This window comes from Flavobacterium sp. GW821-FHT11G01 (genome assembly GCF_058808175.1).
Genome location: NZ_JBXARK010000004.1, coordinates 258,455 through 277,783 on the forward strand (window position 1 = coordinate 258,455; position 19,329 = coordinate 277,783).

The following is a 19,329-nucleotide window of genomic DNA, read 5'->3' on the forward strand; positions in this document are numbered from 1 at the left end:
AAAATCTAAAATAAAATGAACATAGATATAAAAAGCTCACACGGATTGATTCCGGCGATAATTCAGGATTCAGAAACAAAAAATGTTTTAATGTTGGGTTATATGAACGAAGAATCGCTTCAAAAAACAATAGAAACTCAAAAGATTACCTTTTTCAGCCGTTCTAAACAAAGACTTTGGACAAAAGGCGAGGAGAGTGGTAACTTTTTAGAACTTGTAGATATTAAAAACGATTGCGATGGCGATACACTTTTAATTCAGGCAAAACCTGTTGGACCAACTTGTCACACTGGCGCTGATACGTGTTGGCAGGAAGAAAACAAAGAAAATTACGGTTTCCTTTCTCAATTAGAAAACACGATTAAAACGCGTAGAGAAAATGCTGATTCTGAGAAAAGTTACGTCGCTTCTTTATTCGAAAAAGGAATCAATAAAATTGCACAGAAAGTAGGTGAAGAGGCTGTGGAAGTAGTTATCGAAGCAAAAGATGATAATGATGATTTGTTTCTTAGCGAAAGCGCCGATCTATTATTTCACTATTTGATTTTATTGCAGGCAAAAGGCTTTCAATTGAATGACGTTGTGGATGTTTTGAAAAAGCGCCAGAAGTAAAAAAATAGTTTCAGGTTTCATGTTTCAAGTTATTTCAGTGAACTTGAAACATGAAACCTGAAACTGACTAAAAACTTTAAATAATTACTGTACAAACTCAAAAACAGCAAATTCCTGCGGTTTATGAAATCCGAATTTTAAACTTTTATAAGGTTGTAATGCAAGATATTCTGTTGTATTACCGTAATCAATTCTAAAAGTATTTCCTTTCCATTTTGTTCCTAATACAGGTTTCTTAAAGTTACCGTTTTGAATTTTTTCCAGACTTGAAAAAGGAATTTTAATTTCGGTTGTAAACCCTTCATCTGTTATTTTGCTAACTGTTTCAAGGCCTTCAATATCAAAGGTCATTGAAGTTTTCCATCCGCCACAATCAGGTGAAATGCATTTTAGTAGCATATCATAATGTGTCGAAAAAGCATTTACGCCAATCTCTACATAATTTTGCCCATCTCCATCTGCATCAATAAAAATTTCTACTAAATCATCAGTATTAAAAATTTGAGAATCTTTTTTCTGACTTGATCCAATGATTTTAGAATCGACTGAATTATAGGCAATATATAGGTTGTCATCATTCCACGAAAGTGAAACCATAGTATTTTGTGTAGCTTTTTCTGCTGAATTATGAACAACAAACGGACCAAAAAAAGGTGTTTTCCAATCTGATAAATCTCCATCAATAAGTAATTTATCAGTTGTTTTATGAATAGGTATGTTTTGTGAGTATACTGTTATCGAGCACATAAAATATAAAAAAGAAACAATTGAAATAGATTTCATAAAACAATAGTAAAAAATTAAAATAGCTAAAATAGGGAAGAATTGTAAACTTTAACATTAAATTTTTCTAATCGAAATTATAAAATTATTAAAAACTTGATCCGAATGTTTACTTTTGTTGAAGATTAAGTTCGTCTAAATACCCTATTTATTTCAAATTTCTAATTTTATGAAAAATTACTTTGGAGGCATTTTTATTGCTTTTTTGGTTGGTTTTAATGCCAATGCACAAGGACTACTAAATAAGTCTGAGACCGTTTTTACACACCAGGATTCTCTTCGCGGAAGCATTACTAAAGAACGTTCATGGTGGGATTTAAAATATTATCATCTTGATGTAAAAGTAAATTCGGCTGAAAAAACAATTACAGGTTCAAATACCGTAAAATATACTGTTTTGTCAGAAAATAATAAAATGCAGATCGATTTGCAGGAACCAATGCAAATTTACAAAGTGATGCAAGACGGAAAAGAATTGAAATTTGAAAGAGATGGAAATGCTTTTTTCATTCAGTTAACAGCGAAACAAAAAGTAGGAGAGACGAAAGAAATCGTAATTTCTTTTGGAGGAAAACCTAAAGAAGCGGTTAGACCACCATGGGATGGCGGAATTACCTGGAAAAAAGACAACAACGGAAAAGATTTTATAGCATCATCTTGTCAGGGATTAGGTGCCAGCGTTTGGTGGCCTTGTAAAGATCATATGTATGATGAAGTTGAAAATATGTTGATTAGCGTGAATGTTCCAGGAGATTTGACAGATGTATCGAACGGAAGATTACAAAGTGTGAAAAAAGAAAAGGATGGTACAAAAACCTTTAATTGGTATGTTTCAAACCCAATTAATAACTATGGTGTAAACATTAATGTTGGAGACTACGTTAATTTCTCTGAAAAATATAAAGGAGAAAAAGGTGATTTAGATTGTAATTATTATGTTTTGCGTGATAATTTGGCTAAAGCTAAAGAACAATTTAAAGATGCTCCAAGAATGCTAAAAGCTTTCGAAAACTGGTTTGGACCTTATCCGTTTTATGAAGACAGCTATAAATTAGTTGAAGCGCCTTATTTAGGTATGGAACATCAAAGTAGTGTTACTTATGGAAACGCTTATAAAAACGGTTATTTAGGAAAAGATTTAAGCGGAACTGGTTGGGGATTAAAATTTGATTTTATCATCATTCACGAATCTGGACACGAATGGTTTGCTAACAATATTACATATAAAGATATTGCGGATATGTGGATTCATGAGAGTTTCACTAACTATTCTGAAAGCCTTTTTGTAGAATATTATTACGGAAAAGAAGCCGGAGCTGAATATGTAATTGGTTGTAGAAAAAACATTCATAATGATACACCAATTATCGGGCATTACGATGTAAATAACGAAGGATCAGGCGATATGTATCCGAAAGGAGCAAACATGCTGCATACAATTCGTCAGGTTATCAATGATGATGCTAAATGGAAATCGATTTTAAGAGGCTTAAATAGTACTTTCTATCATCAGACAGTTACCTCTAAACAAATTGAAGATTACATTAATACACAATCCGGAATTAATTTCAATAGAGTTTTTGCTCAGTATTTGACCACAACTCAAATTCCGGTTTTTGAATATATGTTTAAAAATGGAACTTTAGGATATCATTGGACAAACTGTGTTTCTAAATTTGATATGCCGGTAAAAGTGAAAATAAACGGTACAGAAACCTGGTTGAAACCAACAACAGAATGGCAATCATTAAAAACAACTAATGAAAACAGAACATTAGAAGTTGATAAAAACTTTTATGTAACGAATTCTAATATAATTGAATAATTAGTTTTTTTAGAGACACTGCAAAATTTCGATAAACATGAGATTAAGAAAAATAATTTTAAGCGTATTGACTTTGTTGTTGATTATCTCTTGTTTGTCAAGTAAAAAAAAGACATATGGGTCAGCCTTAGAATCAAAAGATACAATTATTCTACATCCGGAATTTAAAAAATATTTCGATTCTTGTAAAGTTACAGGATCCATTGCTATTTATGATAATGTAAAACAAAAATGGATTTTATCTGATACGATTGATACTGATGTAGAAACATTACCTGCCTCTACATTTAAAATTATTAATTTTCTTATAGCACTCGAAACAAAAACAATATCTGATGAGAATGAAGTGGTGAAATGGGTAAAAACAACAGATACTGTAAAATACGGTTACAGACCTGAAATTTATCATGATATGACCATAAAAGAAGCTTTTGAAGTGTCGGCCGGGTGGGTATTTGTGGAATTAGCAAAGAAAATAGGAAAGGAGAATTATAAAAAATATTTAACACTAGCCAAATATGGTAATGTGGATCTTTCTCAAAAAGATGCCGATTTCTGGAATTTTGGAGCTTTTGGGATTTCGCCAATCAATCAGGTTGAATTTCTCAGAAAATTATACTCAGAAAAATTGCCCTTTTCAAAAAGGAATATTGAAATAGTAAAAAAAGTGATGCTTAGTGAGCAGAATGCGCAATATAATATTCGTTCTAAGACTGGCTGGACACGTGAAAACGGCTTTAATATTGGTTGGTGGGTTGGTTATATCGAGAATAAAAAAGGAACTTATTTTTTTGCAACCAGGCTCCTGCAAAACAGAAAAAATAATTCACCTAATTTTGGAAATTGCAGAAAGGAAATCACCAAATCAATATTTAAAGAATTAGCTATTATAGAATAAACAAAGTAAATGTTTAAAAAATAACCCCGACAGTTTTAAGAATCTGTCGGGGTTTGTTTTTGATTTTAATTGTAATACTTCCTAACGGCTACTTAATTTTGCTTTTTCCTTAATTATATCAGCAATTTTGCGGTTTTCAATTTTGCTTTCCAGCCATGAAATAATATCTAAATATAAGAAAGCTCTTTTTTCATAGGTATTTTTCTCCAATTCAATAAAACGCTCACGCATCTTAATAAATTCCTTTTTAATGTCTGCGGGATAAAAATTATTCAGGTTTCTCAGGAATTTGATGATTTCCTTTTGAACTTCATGCAAATCATTCATTTTCAATAAAAACTTGTAAGTGCTTTTAAGATGATTTTCTAAATAATAATCTTTTCCTAACTCATAATGCGCAATCAACGACAATAGTCTCGCAAAACACATTAAATCCTCACGCATAGTTAAGTTCTTGTTATTGATTATTTTATCTAAATAAAGAATACATTCGTTATATTTTTCATTTCCAAAATAAATAGAAGCAATTTTATAGAAAAACAACATTTCGTGATGTTCATCGAGATGGTCGCTGTGAATTTTTATTTTCTCCAGAATCTCCGGAATCAAATATTCGCTTTCCGCAAAAGTCCCCTCCAGAATATGCAAATTCAGTTTATTATTATAAACATATAAAAATGATAGCGATGCAATGTTATCGTTTACCGGAAATTTATCATCCTGAATTGTTTCTTCTAAAAGCGATAAGTACTTTTTGAAATTCGATTTGTATTTCAACATATAAAGAGATTCTAAAAAGTAATGATTTCCTTTTAGAAAAAATACCGGATTTTGGTAAATCATATTAGGATTATCATAAAACAATGTCACCCATTTATAAGCATATTTATAACTCGCCAAAAAATCCTGTACAAGGAAACTACGCCACAGATTAGCATTGTAAAACCAATATTTTTCGCGGAATCCAAATTTACTTTCGTCTAATTTTGCAGTATGTCTGTTAAAGTAATCATCAATATATTTATACTCTTCATCGTTTTTTACGTAACCTGTTTTTAACATGATTCCGTAAAGTTGAAGGGATAAATTCGATAATTTACTCGAAATAGTATTACGATAATTTAATTCTTTAGCCTGAATTACCAATTCATCTGCACGACCCTGTATACTTCTGGTAATATATTGTGATTCGATTAGTTTTTCGAACTCCACAATTTCATAGGCCATATATTTTTCATCATTCTCGAGTGCAATGATTTTTGTCTTATCCAGAATTTTTAAACTCTGTTTATATAAGCCTTTATTGTATAAAATACCGGCAAAATCTATTTGTTCGCGCAATTGATAACGAATATTCTGACTCGGTATATTCAAACGAATACTAACAAGAATTTGTTTGTATAAGTATGATTTTAAGTTAGATAACTGAATTTTTTTTATAATACCGCTTTTCAGTATAAGCTTTTCATCATAGGTTTCAGACTTATCTAAAATATTAAATAATTCAATGAATTTAGTATTCGAACTCGTTTCCAATCGGCTTGCAAAAATTTTAAACTGTCTTTTTTCGGATTTGGAAAGCGATTTTATTAAAACAAATAAGAAATCTTTTTGATGGTTAGCCATTGTAAAATATAATAATATAACTTATTGATTATTAAGTATTTAACTCGTTATAAATTGTGTTATGAACAGTATAATTTCATTAAAATGAATTTCATACTGCATAAGTACAATATATATTTGTTATCAAGATGTGAAATTACATTAAATAAATGAATATGAATAGAGAGAAAGTTCAAATTTTTGACACCACTTTGCGCGATGGTGAGCAAGTTCCAGGATGTAAGTTAGATACTAAACAAAAATTAGTTATCGCAGAACGACTAGACAAAATGGGAGTTGACATTATCGAAGCAGGTTTTCCTGTGTCAAGTCCGGGCGATTTTTTATCGGTCTCTGAGATTTGTAAAATTGTAGAAAATGCAACCGTCTGCGGATTGACAAGAGCCGTAAAAAACGACATTGATGTTGCTGCAGCTGCCTTAAAGCATGCTAAAAAACCTAGAATCCACACTGGAATCGGAACTTCACAATCTCATATCCTCCACAAATTACAAACAACGCCTGAAGATATTATTGCAAGAGCAAAATTTGCAGTAGCCCACGCAAAATCATATGTAGAAGATGTAGAATTCTACGCTGAAGATGCTGGTAGAACAGATAATGCTTTCTTGGCAAAAGTTTGCGAAGAAGTAATTAAATCGGGAGCAACAGTATTAAATATTCCTGACACAACAGGATATTGTTTGCCGGAAGAATACGGAGCAAAAATTAAGTATTTAAGAGAAAACGTAAAAGGAATCGAAAATGTAATCCTTTCCTGCCACTGTCATAATGATTTAGGAATGGCAACTGCAAACTCTATTGCAGGAGCAATAAATGGAGCAAGACAAATAGAATGTACTATTAATGGTATTGGTGAAAGAGCCGGAAATACTGCACTTGAAGAAGTAGTAATGATTTTCAAGCAACATCCTTACCTTAATTTAGATACAAATATCAATACAAGAGAATTAAACGAAATGAGTCGTTTAGTATCTGAAAGTATGGGAATGATTGTTCAGCCAAATAAGGCAATTGTGGGAGCAAATGCTTTTGCACACAGTTCAGGAATTCACCAGGATGGTGTGATTAAAAACAGAGCAACATATGAAATCATGGATCCGCTTGATGTGGGTGTAAATGAATCATCTATTATTTTGACAGCAAGAAGCGGAAGAGCTGCTTTGGCTTACCGTGCTAAAAAAGTAGGTTACGAGCTAACAAAAGTACAATTGGATATTGTTTATGTTGAGTTTTTGAAATTCGCTGATATTAAAAAAGAAGTTGTAGATGCTGATATTCATCAGATTATTGAAGCTTCTAAAATTCAGGGTGATTTGATCAGAAGCTAGTTGAAAAGAGAATAGAAGAAAGAAGAAAGAGAAAAATAAAGATTTAAATACATAAAGAACGAGGCATTATGAATTTGAAAATAGCAGTTTTACCAGGAGACGGAATTGGACCAGAAGTAATTTTACAAGCCAAAAAAGCGTTGTACGCAATTGGCGAGGTGTACAATCATGAATTTGTTTTTGAAGAGGCACTCATGGGTGCAATCGCCATCGACAAAACGGGAAATCCATTGCCGGAACAAACGCTTAATCTTTGTCTAAATACAGATGCTGTTTTGCTTGGTGCTATTGGTGATCCAAAATACGATAATAACCCAAATGCTAAAGTTCGTCCTGAGCAAGGTTTGTTGAAACTTCGTAAAGAGCTTGGTTTGTTTGCTAATATTCGTCCTATTAAACCTTATAAAGCCTTAATAGAATCTTCTCCTTTAAAAAGAGAAATTATTGAAGGCGCTGATTTTACTATTTTCAGAGAATTAACAGGTGGAGCTTATTTTGGAGCAAAAACACTTAATGAAGAAGGTACACATGCTTCTGATTTATGTGAGTATTCAGAAGAAGAAATTACCAGAATTGCACATTTAGCTTTTAAATCGGCACAAAACCGACGTAAAAAGTTAACAATGGTCGACAAAGCAAATGTTTTGGAAACTTCAAGATTATGGAGAAAAGTAGTTCAGAAAGTGGGTGAGGGTTATCCAGATGTGGCTTTAGACTTTTTATTTGTAGATAACGCTGCAATGCAAATCATCTTAAATCCAAAGCAATTTGATGTGATTTTAACAGAGAATCTGTTTGGAGATATTTTATCTGATGAAGCAAGTGTTATTACAGGTTCAATCGGTTTATTACCATCAGTATCTATAGGAGAAAAAAATGCTTTGTTTGAGCCAATTCATGGGTCATATCCGCAGGCAAAAGGAAAAAATATTGCCAATCCAATTGCTTCGATTTTAGCAGCGGGACTTTTATTAGAGCATTTTGGATTAACTAAAGAAGCTAATGTAATTTATAAAGCGGTAGAAAAAGCAATTGAATTTAAAGTAGTTACTGTTGATTTAAAAGCAGATTCAAAATTCGGTACAAACGAAGTAGGGGAGTTTGTTTCTAATTTTATTTTCAGCAAAGACGATTTGTTATATTTTAATAATGACAACGTTCATATCGGACAATCGACAATTGTTTAATATTTTTTGTTAAAAATTGAAATAAATAACAAGAAGTATCTAAAATGTTGAGATTTTATTTTTTTAGTCACTTAAGTTTTTATACTTTTGTCACACTAAAAAAATAACAAGATGCAAATCTCAATTATTATTACTTCTGTCGTTGTTGTCAATGTGGTTTTCACATCTGCATCGGGAATGGTATAAATATAATTGAAAAACTATATTATAAACCTTCCAAATACTGGAAGGTTTTTTTTTGAATAAAAATTAAAATAAATTAACACATAATGGAATTAAATAAGTACAGCAAAACCATCACTCAAGATCAAACACAACCTGCGGCGCAAGCCATGTTGTACGGTATTGGTTTAACTGAAGAAGATTTGAAAAAAGCACAAGTAGGTATTGTGAGCATGGGTTACGATGGTAACACTTGTAACATGCACCTGAATGATTTAGCAAAAGATGTTAAAAAAGGTGTTTGGGATGCAAATCTGGTCGGACTTATTTTTAATACTATTGGTGTTAGTGACGGAATTTCTAACGGTACTGAAGGAATGCGTTTTTCATTGGTTTCTCGTGATGTAATTGCAGATTCTATTGAAACAGTTGTGGGAGCACAATGGTATGATGGTGTAATTGCTATTCCGGGTTGTGATAAAAATATGCCTGGAGCCTTAATCGCAATGGGAAGATTAAACCGCCCGTCAATGATGGTTTACGGAGGTTCAATTCACTCAGGAAAATGGAAAGGTGAATCTTTAAATATTGTTTCTGCTTTTGAAGCTTTAGGAAAAAAAGTAAAAGGCGAAATTACTCCGGAAGATTTTAAAGGAGTAATTCAAAATGCATGCCCGGGGGCTGGTGCTTGTGGTGGAATGTATACTGCAAATACTATGTCTTCAGCAATTGAAGCATTAGGTATGAGTTTACCATACAGTTCTTCAAATCCTGCTTTAAGCCAGGAAAAAAGAGACGAATGTCTTGCTGCAGGAGAAGCAATCAAAATTTTATTAGAAAAAGATATTAAGCCAAGAGATATCATGACTCGTAAGGCTTTCGAAAATGCTATTACAATCGTAGCTGTTTTAGGAGGTTCTACAAATGCGGTTATGCACTTAATTGCAATGGCGCACGCTGTTGATATCAAAATCACTTTAGATGATTTTCAAGCAATTAATGACAGAACACCTGTTTTGGCTGACATGAAACCAAGTGGTAAATACATGATGGAAGATATTCATGAGGCTGGGGGTATTCCTTCAGTAATGAAATATTTATTGAAAGTTGGGCTTATTCACGGAGATTGTTTGACAGTAACTGGAAAAACAGTAGCTGAAAATTTAGCTTCTACTCCGGATTTACAAGATGGACAAGAAGTAATTCATGAAATTCAAAAAGCATTAAAACCAACTGGAAACATTCAGGTTTTATATGGAAATCTTGCTTCTGAAGGTGCTGTAGCAAAAATCAGCGGAAAAGAAGGAGAATATTTTGAAGGTCCAGCTGTTGTATTTGAAGGTGAATTTGAAGTGATTCCAGGTCTTGAAGCCGGAAAAATAAAACCAGGTAATGTAGTCGTCATCAGGTATTGTGGACCAAAAGGTGGTCCGGGGATGCCTGAAATGCTAAAACCAACATCGGCTATTATTGGAGCCGGATTAGGAAGCAGCTGCGCTCTTATTACAGACGGTAGGTTCTCTGGAGGTTCACATGGCTTTGTCGTAGGACATATTACACCAGAGGCTTATGATGGTGGTGGTATTGCTTTAGTAAAAGACGGTGATTTAATTGCCATCGATGCTGTAAAAAATACCATAGATCTTAAAATTTCTGACGAAGAATTTGCAGCTAGAAAAGCGGCTTGGGTTCAACCACCGTTGAAAGTTACAAAAGGAGTTTTACTTAAATATGCCAGATCGGTTTCAAGCGCTTCTACAGGTTGCGTTACCGATAACTAATTAAATAACAATATCAAAAATCAATGTCAATTTTAATTGAAGCTGACATTGATAAAACAAAATATACTATGAAAATATCAGGGGCAGAAGCCGTTATAAGATGTTTATTAGAAGAAGGAGTAGACTTAGTTTACGGATATCCTGGAGGAGCCATAATGCCGGTTTATGACGAATTATATAAATTTCAGGATCAATTACACCATGTATTAGTACGTCACGAACAAGGTGCAACGCACGCAGCTCAAGGATATGCCAGAGCTACGGGAAAAGTTGGGGTAGCAATTGCTACTTCAGGTCCAGGAGCAACAAACTTAGTGACAGGAATTGCAGATGCTCAAATCGACTCAACTCCAATGGTTTGTATTACAGGTCAGGTGGGAAGACATTTGTTGGGTTCTGATGCTTTTCAGGAAACAGATATTATCGGAATTTCAACTCCGGTAACAAAATGGAATTTTCAGATTACTGAAGCTTCTCAAATTCCTGAAATCATTGCAAAAGCGTTTTACATTGCACGTTCTGGGCGTCCGGGACCTGTATTGATTGATATTACTAAAAACGCTCAGTTTGATGAGTTCGATTTTAGTTATGAAAAATGTACGGCAATCAGAAGTTATGTTCCGGTTCCGAAATTAAAATTAGATAAAGTTGCGGAAGCTGCGGCTTTGATCAATAGCGCTAAAAAACCATTTATCGTTTTTGGTCAGGGAATCATTCTCGGTCAAGCCGAAGAACAATTAAAAGCGTTCATTGAAAAATCCGGAATTCCGGCAGCTTGGACTATTTTAGGTCTTTCTGCTTTACCGACAGATCATCCTTTAAACGTTGGAATGTTAGGAATGCATGGAAATTACGGTCCAAATTTATTGACTAACGAATGTGATGTTTTAATCGCATTAGGAATGCGTTTTGACGACCGTGTTACTGGAAAATTAGCTACTTATGCTAAACAGGCAAAAGTAATTCATTTTGAAATTGATCCTGCAGAAGTTGATAAAAACGTAAAAACAGAAGTAGCTGTTTTAGGAGATGTTAAGGAAGCTTTAAATGCAATATTACCTTTAATTGATGCAAAATCGCATGATTTATGGCATAATGAGTTTAAAGAATTGTATAAAATAGAAGTAGAATCTGTTATAAACGAGGAATTAAATCCAACGAATGGTAAAGGTATTTCAATGGGAGAAACCATGGAAATGATTAACAAACACTCAAAAGGTGATGCGATTATCGTTTCAGATGTTGGTCAGCACCAAATGTTTGCTTGCCGTTATGCAAAATTTAATTCGACTAAAAGTAATATTACTTCTGGTGGTTTAGGAACAATGGGATTTGCTTTGCCAGCTGCTATTGGAGCTAAGATGGGAAGACCGGATCGTGAAGTTGTGGCTATTATTGGTGATGGCGGATTCCAAATGACAATTCAGGAATTAGGAACCATTTTTCAGACACAAGTACCAGTGAAAATTGTCATTTTAAATAATGAATTTTTAGGAATGGTGCGTCAATGGCAGGAATTGTTTTTCGATAACAGATATGCTTCGACAAAAATGATCAATCCAAATTTTGTTGCAATTGCTGAAGGATATCATATTAAATCTAAAAAAGTAACACAAAGAGAAGATCTGGATGCTGCTGTAGCCGAAATGATGGCTTCAAAAGACTCTTATTTCTTAGAAGTTATGGTAGAAAAGGAAAACAATGTTTTCCCGATGATTCCAACAGGAGCTTGTGTTTCAGAAATTAGATTAAGTTAGAAAAAAGTTTCATGTTTCAAGTTTTTTTAGTTTCAAGTTCGACAACCTGAAACCTGAAACTTGAAACAAAAAAAACTATAAAAAAACATGGAAGATAAAACATTTACCATATCGGTATATTCAGAAAATAACGTGGGTTTGTTAAATAGAATATCTGGAATATTCTTAAAGCGACACATTAACATATTAAGTCTAAACGTTTCAGAATCAGAAATAGAGAATGTTTCCAGATTTATCATTGTAGTAAATACAACGGAGAAATGGGTTCAGAATATTGTTGGACAAATTGAAAAACAAATTGAGGTTATCAAAGCATTTTATCATACTGATGAAGAAACAATTTTCTTAGAAAATGCCTTGTTTAAAATACAATCAAGTTTGTTATTTGATGAAAAACAGATTCAAAATATCATTAAAGAAAGTCAGTCTACAATCGTGACTGTTTCTCGTGATTTCTTCGTGATTTCAAAATCAGGAAGACGTTCTGAAATTGAAGAATTATATGCAAAATTCAAACCTTACGGTATTATGCAATTTGTTCGTTCAGGAAGAATATCTGTTTCCAAAGAAAAGATGGAAATTTCATCTTTATTAGAAACCTTTAATTAATTATCATTTTAGTTATATATCAAATCAATTATTAAATTACAACATCATTAAATATTAAAAAAGAATGGCAAATTATTTCAACACACTACCACTTAGATTACAATTAGAACAATTAGGAGTTTGCGAATTTATGGAGCAATCTGAATTTGCAGACGGAATTGCAGCATTAGCTGGAAAAAAAGTTGTTATTGTTGGTTGTGGTGCACAAGGTTTGAATCAAGGTTTAAACATGAGAGATTCAGGTTTAGATATTTCATATGCATTGCGTGCAGATGCAATTGCAGAGAAAAGAGCTTCATATAAAAATGCAACTGAAAATGGTTTTAAAGTAGGTACATATGAAGAATTAATTCCAACTGCAGACTTAGTTTGTAATTTAACTCCGGATAAACAACATACTGCTGTAGTTACGGCTATTATGCCATTAATGAAACAAGGTTCGACTTTAGCATACTCTCACGGTTTTAACATCGTAGAAGAAGGAATGCAGATTCGTAAAGATATTACTGTAATTATGTGTGCTCCAAAATGTCCTGGTTCTGAGGTTCGTGAGGAATACAAAAGAGGATTTGGTGTACCAACACTTATCGCAGTTCACCCTGAGAATGATCCAAACGGATTTGGTTTAGATCAGGCAAAAGCTTATGCTGTTGCAACTGGTGGACACAAAGCTGGAGTTTTAAAATCATCTTTCGTAGCTGAAGTAAAATCAGATTTAATGGGTGAGCAAACTATTCTTTGTGGATTGTTGCAAACAGGATCTATTTTATGCTTTGATAAAATGATTGAAAAAGGAATTGAGCCAGGATATGCTTCAAAATTAATTCAATATGGTTGGGAAACTATCACTGAAGCTTTGAAACATGGTGGTATCACAAACATGATGGATCGTCTCTCTAATCCTGCAAAAATCGAAGCTTATGAAATTGCTGAAGAATTAAAAGATATCATGCGTCCATTATTTCAAAAACACCAAGATGATATTATTTCTGGAGAATTCTCAAGAACTATGATGATTGACTGGGCTAATGATGATAAAAATTTATTGACATGGAGAGCTGCAACTGGAGAAACTAACTTCGAAAAAACACCTCCAACAGATGCTCCAATTGCTGAACAAGAATATTTTGATAATGGAGTATTAATGATTGCAATGGTAAAAGCTGGTGTTGAATTAGCTTTTGAAACCATGACTGAAGCTGGAATCATTGAAGAATCAGCTTATTATGAGTCATTACACGAATTACCTTTGATTGCAAATACAATTGCAAGAAAAAAATTGTTTGAAATGAATCGTGTTATCTCGGATACAGCAGAATACGGATGTTACTTATTCGATCACGCTTGCAAGCCGTTATTAACGGAATACATGAAAACTGTTGAAACAAACATAATTGGAAAACCATTCTCAACTTCAAATGGAGTAGATAATGCTATTTTAATTGCGGTTAACAAAGAAATTCGTCAACATCCTATCGAAGAAGTAGGAGCATGGTTGAGAGAATCTATGACTGCAATGAAAAAAATTGGATAATAAATTGGGAATTACCACACATTCGACTGTGATGGGATTTGCACTGTATCTCTGTTTTATTTAATATTTTGAATTAGTAAGCACTTATTAAGAAAAATGAATATAGCTGCAATATTGCATTCACTTAACTTCTGTGAGAAAGTAAGTTAAGTGAGGTAATCCCTTATAATGGGGTATGTTTAGAAATAAATATACTTGTTGAGATTTCTATTTAATTAATAAAGTTGCTACTATTTTCAAAGTAGAGCTGCAGATTGTAATACAGAATTACAAAAAATTAATTGTTATTGAAATTGTTAAAAATAAAAAGGCACGGTAATTATTTACCGTGCCTTTTTTGCAATATGTAATTTTGTGTCAAAAACTAAATTTTTAAATTATATATATTAAAAGATTGTATTTTTTTTAATATGTGTTTTTTTTTGCCAAAATTTATGAATTAAATAATTTTAAGAATACGCTGATATTTAATACATTTATAAAAAAATTCCAAAAACATATGAGTTATTATAAAATTGAAAATTTAGAACAATATTTTAAACATTACAATAAGTCAATAAGAGAACCAAGGAAATTCTGGGGAAAAATAGCTGAGGAAAATTTTACTTGGTACCAACAATGGGAAAAAGTAGTTGATTTTAATATGGCTGATGCTGAAGTAAAATGGTTTACTGAAGCTAAAGTTAATATTACAAAAAACTGTATCGATAGACATTTAAGCAAAAGAGGAGAAAAAACGGCGATTATTTTTGAACCAAATGATCCTTCTGAAGAAGCTTTACATATAACATATAATGAACTTTACGAAAGAGTTTCCAAAATGGCGAATGTTTTGCGTGAGCAAGGTGTTCGTAAAGGAGACAGAGTTTGTATTTACTTACCAATGATTCCGGAATTGGCAGTTGCTGTTTTGGCTTGTGCGAGAATAGGAGCCATTCACTCTGTAATTTTTGCAGGATTTTCTGCTTCTGCAGTTTCTGCCAGAATTAATGATTGCGAATGTAAAATGGTCATTACATCTGATGGAGGTTACAGAGGAAACAAAACGATTGATCTTAAAGGAATTGTAGACGAAGCATTAGAATCTTGTCCATCAGTTTCTAAAGTTTTAGTGGCGAAAAGAACTCAAACTGAAATTAAAATGAAAGAAGGTCGTGACCAATGGTTACAGCCTTTATTAGATGCAGCTTTAGATAATAGTGTTGCTGAAATTATGGATGCTGAAGATCCTTTATTTATCTTATATACTTCAGGATCTACGGGGAAACCAAAAGGAATGGTTCATACCACAGCTGGATATATGGTTTATACAGCATACACTTTTAAAAATGTTTTCGCTCACGAAGAAAATGATATTTTCTGGTGTACTGCTGATATTGGCTGGATTACTGGTCATTCTTATATTTTATACGGACCATTATTAAACGGAGGAACAACTGTAATTTTTGAAGGAGTTCCATCTTATCCGGATTTTAGCCGTTTTTGGGATATTATCGAAAAACATAAGATCACACAATTTTATACAGCGCCAACTGCAATTCGTTCATTAGCAAAAGAAAGTTTAGATTATATTCAAAAATATCCTCTAAAATCATTAAAAGTTATTGGGTCTGTTGGAGAACCAATCAACGAAGAGGCCTGGCACTGGTTTAATGACCACGTTGGAGATAAAAGATGTCCTGTGGTTGATACCTGGTGGCAAACGGAAACTGGTGGAATCATGATTTCTCCAATTGCTTTTGTTACACCAACAAAACCAACTTATGCAACTTTACCTTTACCTGGAATTCAACCCGTTTTAATGGATGAAAAACGCAATGAAATTGAAGGAAATCAGGTTGTTGGAAGTTTATGTATTAAATTTCCATGGCCTGGAATTGCCAGAACTATTTGGGGAGATCATCAACGTTATAAAGACACTTATTTCTCTTCTTTCCCTGGAAAATATTTTACAGGAGACGGAGCTTTAAGAGATGAAGTTGGATATTACAGGATTACAGGTAGAGTAGATGATGTTGTAATTGTTTCTGGTCATAATTTAGGAACAGCTCCTATCGAAGATGCAATTAACGAACACCAGGCTGTTGCAGAATCTGCAATTGTTGGTTTTCCACATGATATTAAAGGAAACGCATTATATGGTTATGTAATTTTGAAAGAAACAGGAGAAGTTAGAAATAAAGAAAACCTGACTAAAGAGATTAATCAATATATTGCAGACCATATTGGACCAATTGCAAAATTAGATAAAATTCAGTTTGTTTCTGGTTTGCCAAAAACACGTTCCGGAAAAATCATGCGTAGAATTTTACGTAAAATAGCGGAAGGAGATTTTTCTAATTTTGGAGATACTTCAACATTATTGAATCCGGAAATTGTAGAAGAAATTATGAAAGAAAGAATTTCTTAATTCTGAAGATAATTATAAATAAAAATGCCTCTTAATTTTAAGAGGCATTTTTTATGGGGTTTAGTTTTTATTTAATTCCTAATCTCGATTTTAATTTTAAAAATAACAGCGCTATTCTGTATGCATCTTCAGCAGATGAATTTCGATCGCTTTTTGGAATTTTATATATTTCACATAAATCATCTAATGAAAATTGTTTGTCATTTACATCCATCAATTTTCGGTACATTACATCAACATCCAAAGCTTCATTTTTTATTCTGCCGCAATCGAGACGTTCCAAAGCTGAGTTCAGCATTTCGATATCAAAATTAATATGATGGCCAACTAAAATGGCATTTCCCAGAAAGTTTATAAAAGCTTCAATTGCATCAGGTTCTGGCATTTTTATCATTTTACTTTCAATGATAAATTCATTTGAAAGTCCGTTATCCTGCAGGTATTTATATTGCAGTAAAACTGATTCAAAATTATCTTTAATTACAATACCGTCATCAATAACTGAAAATGCTCCTAAAGATAAAATAACATCTTTATCGGGATTTAATCCTGAAGTTTCAGTCGACAAAACCACAAATCTGTTGGGTTTTGTCTCAAATTTTGTTAAATAATCTTTCCAGAAATCCGGATATTCTTTATTAATATTTTTCAGCCAGTCTAGCATATTTTATGAGAATTGGGTAAGTTGAAATTTACTCTTAATTAATTCCTCAAGGTCTTTCATTGGTGTTAAAGCATTTTTCAATTTTTCCTTATCTGTTTTAGACATTTCTCTAAGATTGATGTATTGTCCTGAATCGTCATTTTTCAATCCTTCAACAGTTCTAAATTTAGATAAAGTTAAAAAAGCTTCAGCACAACTTAAATATATTTCTGCATTTTTAGAGTCAGTTATCGCTAACTGTTTAAATCTTAAATAAGTATTTTTTATCCCTTTAATATTAGCATTCAAAATTAATAAACGTGCGCCATCAATCAAAGGCATTAATGCACGGGTTTTAATGTCAAATTTTGTTTTATTCGGGCCTTCTTCTTCAACGATAAATTTCTTGAAGAAACTTAACGGTGAATTTCTTTTTAAAGCATCATTTCCTAAAAAGTCAAAGAATAAAGTATTGTTTACAGCATTTTTAAAAATAACATTTTCAATTACTTCCTCAATTTTTGGTTCTCCAAAAACAATCTCGTAATCAAAGAAAATACTGCTCAAATCGTTACTGTTTTCACCTGGAGTATTCATCCAGCTGTTGTATTGTTTTGTCCAGTCTGTCAATGATTTACACCACAACATATTACTTCCCATATGTCCATTTGGGCAATATTCGTAACCGACTTTTTCTAAGATAGCAGTTGTTCTTTTTGCCAGTCTTAAAAAATAATCTTTTGTTTCTCTGTATTTATCCGGAGTAACATCTTCAAAAATTAAAGTACTGTCCTGATCTGTTAATAAAAGCTGTTCTTTACGACCTTGACTACCAATACTTAACCATGCAAATCGAGCAGGAGGTGAGCCCAAGTCTAAAATTGACAATTCAACCGCACGTTTAATGATAGCAAGGTTAATCTCACTGGCAATATTACTAATATGAGAAATTGGAATGTTTTTCTGAATCGAATTCTGAATCAAATCAGACAAACGATCGCGAATTTGTTTTAAGTCTTTCGGAAGCTGAGAACGTTTAATCTCTTTGATTAAAACACCAGGATTACTTGCTTGAGCAACAATTAAATCGTGCTCAGAAATAATTCCTTTAACAGCAGATTTATTTGTACCATCTTTAGTAACACATAAATGGGTTACATTATGTTTTAGCATTAATAACTGGGCTTCAGCAAGCGATACATTTTCAATTACAGTAACTACAGGCGAAGACATGATTTTATCAATTGTTTCAGTAATAGGATAGCGCCCGGTTGCAATTTTTGATGATAAATCTGTTGCAGTAACAATACCAATTGGCTTGTTTTTTTCGCACACAATGATATTATCGACCATAGCTTCAGTCATTAAAATGGCAACATCTTTAACAACATGGCTTGCTTCAGTCGTTAAAGGTGAATTATTATAGCTAAGGGATTGAATATATTGCATTTCTGATTGCTGATCAACATAAAATGACGTATCAGAAATCACTTTTCCGTTTGAATTTACACTGTCTTTTGTGTGTCTTGAATTTACAGCAAAACTTTCTAGCAAAAAGTTTAATACATCAGAATTATTGGCAACAAAAGGCCTGAAAACAGCAATTGGAATAGCATATATAATACTTTCTTCACGTGCTTTCGCGGTCATCATATAGTTATTCTTGGCAAAAAAAGGTCTTAAACCAAAAATATCTCCTTCGTGGCATTTATTTATAATTGTTTCTTCAGCATCAGCGATTGTTGTTAAATTTATTACACCAGAAGCCACAACATAAAAACTATCATGAAGTACGTCATTGTTTTGAAACAATACAGTATGCTTTTCTAAATTGATAACTCTGATATTGGTTGCAATATCAGATAATTCCTGAAAAGTCAAATTATCAAATGGTGGGTATTCTTTTAAAAAATCGGCAATATGCTCAGCAATTGTATTCATACGTTTGATAATTTTTTTAAAGTATCGAATGTAAAAATAATAAAATAAAGTCTTACAATGAAAGCATCTTTACCAGAATGTAATTATTTTAAGGAAATGTTAAAATTTGTGGTTTTATAAACTGTAAAATGATTTTTTATTGGCTAATTTCTTTATTATTTAACTTTCGTTTTATTGTAAAGCTTTTAAATACAGTGAATTATTAAATTCAACAGAGTTTAATAGGGCGG

At 32.5% G+C, this 19,329-nt stretch carries 14 protein-coding genes; 10 read left to right on the forward strand and 4 right to left on the reverse strand.

The genetic code is table 11. The features are described 5' to 3' along the window. Nucleotides 1–15 precede the first annotated feature (15 nt). A complete protein-coding gene (hisIE, locus tag AC1RRN_RS09920; RefSeq protein ID WP_492967146.1) occupies nucleotides 16–612 on the forward strand; it encodes a bifunctional phosphoribosyl-AMP cyclohydrolase/phosphoribosyl-ATP diphosphatase HisIE in 597 nt (198 codons plus the stop codon). Between the two features lie 84 nt (nucleotides 613–696). On the opposite strand, the gene AC1RRN_RS09925 is transcribed toward hisIE, so the two are convergent. Further along, complete coding sequence (locus AC1RRN_RS09925; protein WP_492967147.1) at nucleotides 697–1,395, reverse strand: carbohydrate-binding family 9-like protein; 699 nt, start codon at nucleotides 1,393–1,395, stop codon at nucleotides 697–699. A gap of 169 nt (nucleotides 1,396–1,564) precedes the next feature. Between AC1RRN_RS09925 and AC1RRN_RS09930 the strand changes: the two genes are divergently transcribed. After that, entirely contained in the window at nucleotides 1,565–3,220 is a 1,656-nt protein-coding gene (locus AC1RRN_RS09930; protein WP_492967148.1) for a M1 family metallopeptidase, read from the forward strand. A gap of 37 nt (nucleotides 3,221–3,257) precedes the next feature. Further along, the gene (locus AC1RRN_RS09935; protein WP_492967149.1) at nucleotides 3,258–4,118 is read left to right on the forward strand and encodes a penicillin-binding transpeptidase domain-containing protein; all 861 of its coding nucleotides are present in this window, start codon (nucleotides 3,258–3,260) and stop codon (nucleotides 4,116–4,118) included. Nucleotides 4,119–4,199: 81 nt separating this feature from the next. Here the strand turns inward: AC1RRN_RS09935 and AC1RRN_RS09940 are convergent, their stop codons facing one another. Next, complete coding sequence (locus tag AC1RRN_RS09940; protein WP_492967150.1) at nucleotides 4,200–5,744, reverse strand: hypothetical protein; 1,545 nt, start codon at nucleotides 5,742–5,744, stop codon at nucleotides 4,200–4,202. Between the two features lie 155 nt (nucleotides 5,745–5,899). On the opposite strand from AC1RRN_RS09940, the gene AC1RRN_RS09945 reads away from it, so the two are divergent. The 7 genes from AC1RRN_RS09945 to acs all read left to right on the forward strand — a co-directional run bounded on the left by AC1RRN_RS09945 (nucleotide 5,900) and on the right by acs (nucleotide 16,515). Next, nucleotides 5,900–7,075: a 2-isopropylmalate synthase gene (locus AC1RRN_RS09945; RefSeq protein ID WP_492967151.1), complete on the forward strand. Its 1,176-nt coding sequence runs from the start codon at nucleotides 5,900–5,902 to the stop codon at nucleotides 7,073–7,075. Nucleotides 7,076–7,143: 68 nt separating this feature from the next. Then, nucleotides 7,144–8,262, forward strand: a complete 1,119-nt coding sequence (gene leuB, locus AC1RRN_RS09950) for a 3-isopropylmalate dehydrogenase (protein WP_492967152.1) — start codon at nucleotides 7,144–7,146, stop codon at nucleotides 8,260–8,262. Nucleotides 8,263–8,531: 269 nt separating this feature from the next. Further along, on the forward strand, nucleotides 8,532–10,205 hold the full coding sequence (gene ilvD / locus AC1RRN_RS09955; protein WP_492967153.1) for a dihydroxy-acid dehydratase: 1,674 nt from the start codon (nucleotides 8,532–8,534) through the stop codon (nucleotides 10,203–10,205). A 68-nt stretch (nucleotides 10,206–10,273) separates the two neighbouring features. Beyond that, complete coding sequence (gene ilvB / locus AC1RRN_RS09960; protein ID WP_492967299.1) at nucleotides 10,274–11,962, forward strand: biosynthetic-type acetolactate synthase large subunit; 1,689 nt, start codon at nucleotides 10,274–10,276, stop codon at nucleotides 11,960–11,962. A gap of 87 nt (nucleotides 11,963–12,049) precedes the next feature. Beyond that, nucleotides 12,050–12,571: an acetolactate synthase small subunit gene (gene ilvN, locus AC1RRN_RS09965; protein WP_026985121.1), complete on the forward strand. Its 522-nt coding sequence runs from the start codon at nucleotides 12,050–12,052 to the stop codon at nucleotides 12,569–12,571. A gap of 64 nt (nucleotides 12,572–12,635) precedes the next feature. After that, nucleotides 12,636–14,105 (forward strand): ketol-acid reductoisomerase, encoded by a 1,470-nt coding sequence (gene ilvC, locus AC1RRN_RS09970; protein ID WP_492967154.1) that lies wholly within the window; start codon nucleotides 12,636–12,638, stop codon nucleotides 14,103–14,105. A 499-nt stretch (nucleotides 14,106–14,604) separates the two neighbouring features. Further along, nucleotides 14,605–16,515 (forward strand): acetate--CoA ligase, encoded by a 1,911-nt coding sequence (gene acs, locus AC1RRN_RS09975; protein WP_492967155.1) that lies wholly within the window; start codon nucleotides 14,605–14,607, stop codon nucleotides 16,513–16,515. A gap of 67 nt (nucleotides 16,516–16,582) precedes the next feature. On the opposite strand, the gene AC1RRN_RS09980 is transcribed toward acs, so the two are convergent. Together AC1RRN_RS09980 and AC1RRN_RS09985 are read right to left on the reverse strand one after the other, a co-directional pair. After that, nucleotides 16,583–17,179, reverse strand: a complete 597-nt coding sequence (locus AC1RRN_RS09980; protein ID WP_492967156.1) for a 3'-5' exonuclease — start codon at nucleotides 17,177–17,179, stop codon at nucleotides 16,583–16,585. 3 nt (nucleotides 17,180–17,182) lie between these two features. Further along, on the reverse strand, nucleotides 17,183–19,099 hold the full coding sequence (locus tag AC1RRN_RS09985) for a DUF294 nucleotidyltransferase-like domain-containing protein (RefSeq protein WP_492967157.1): 1,917 nt from the start codon (nucleotides 19,097–19,099) through the stop codon (nucleotides 17,183–17,185). Between the last annotated feature and the right edge of the window lie 230 nt (nucleotides 19,100–19,329).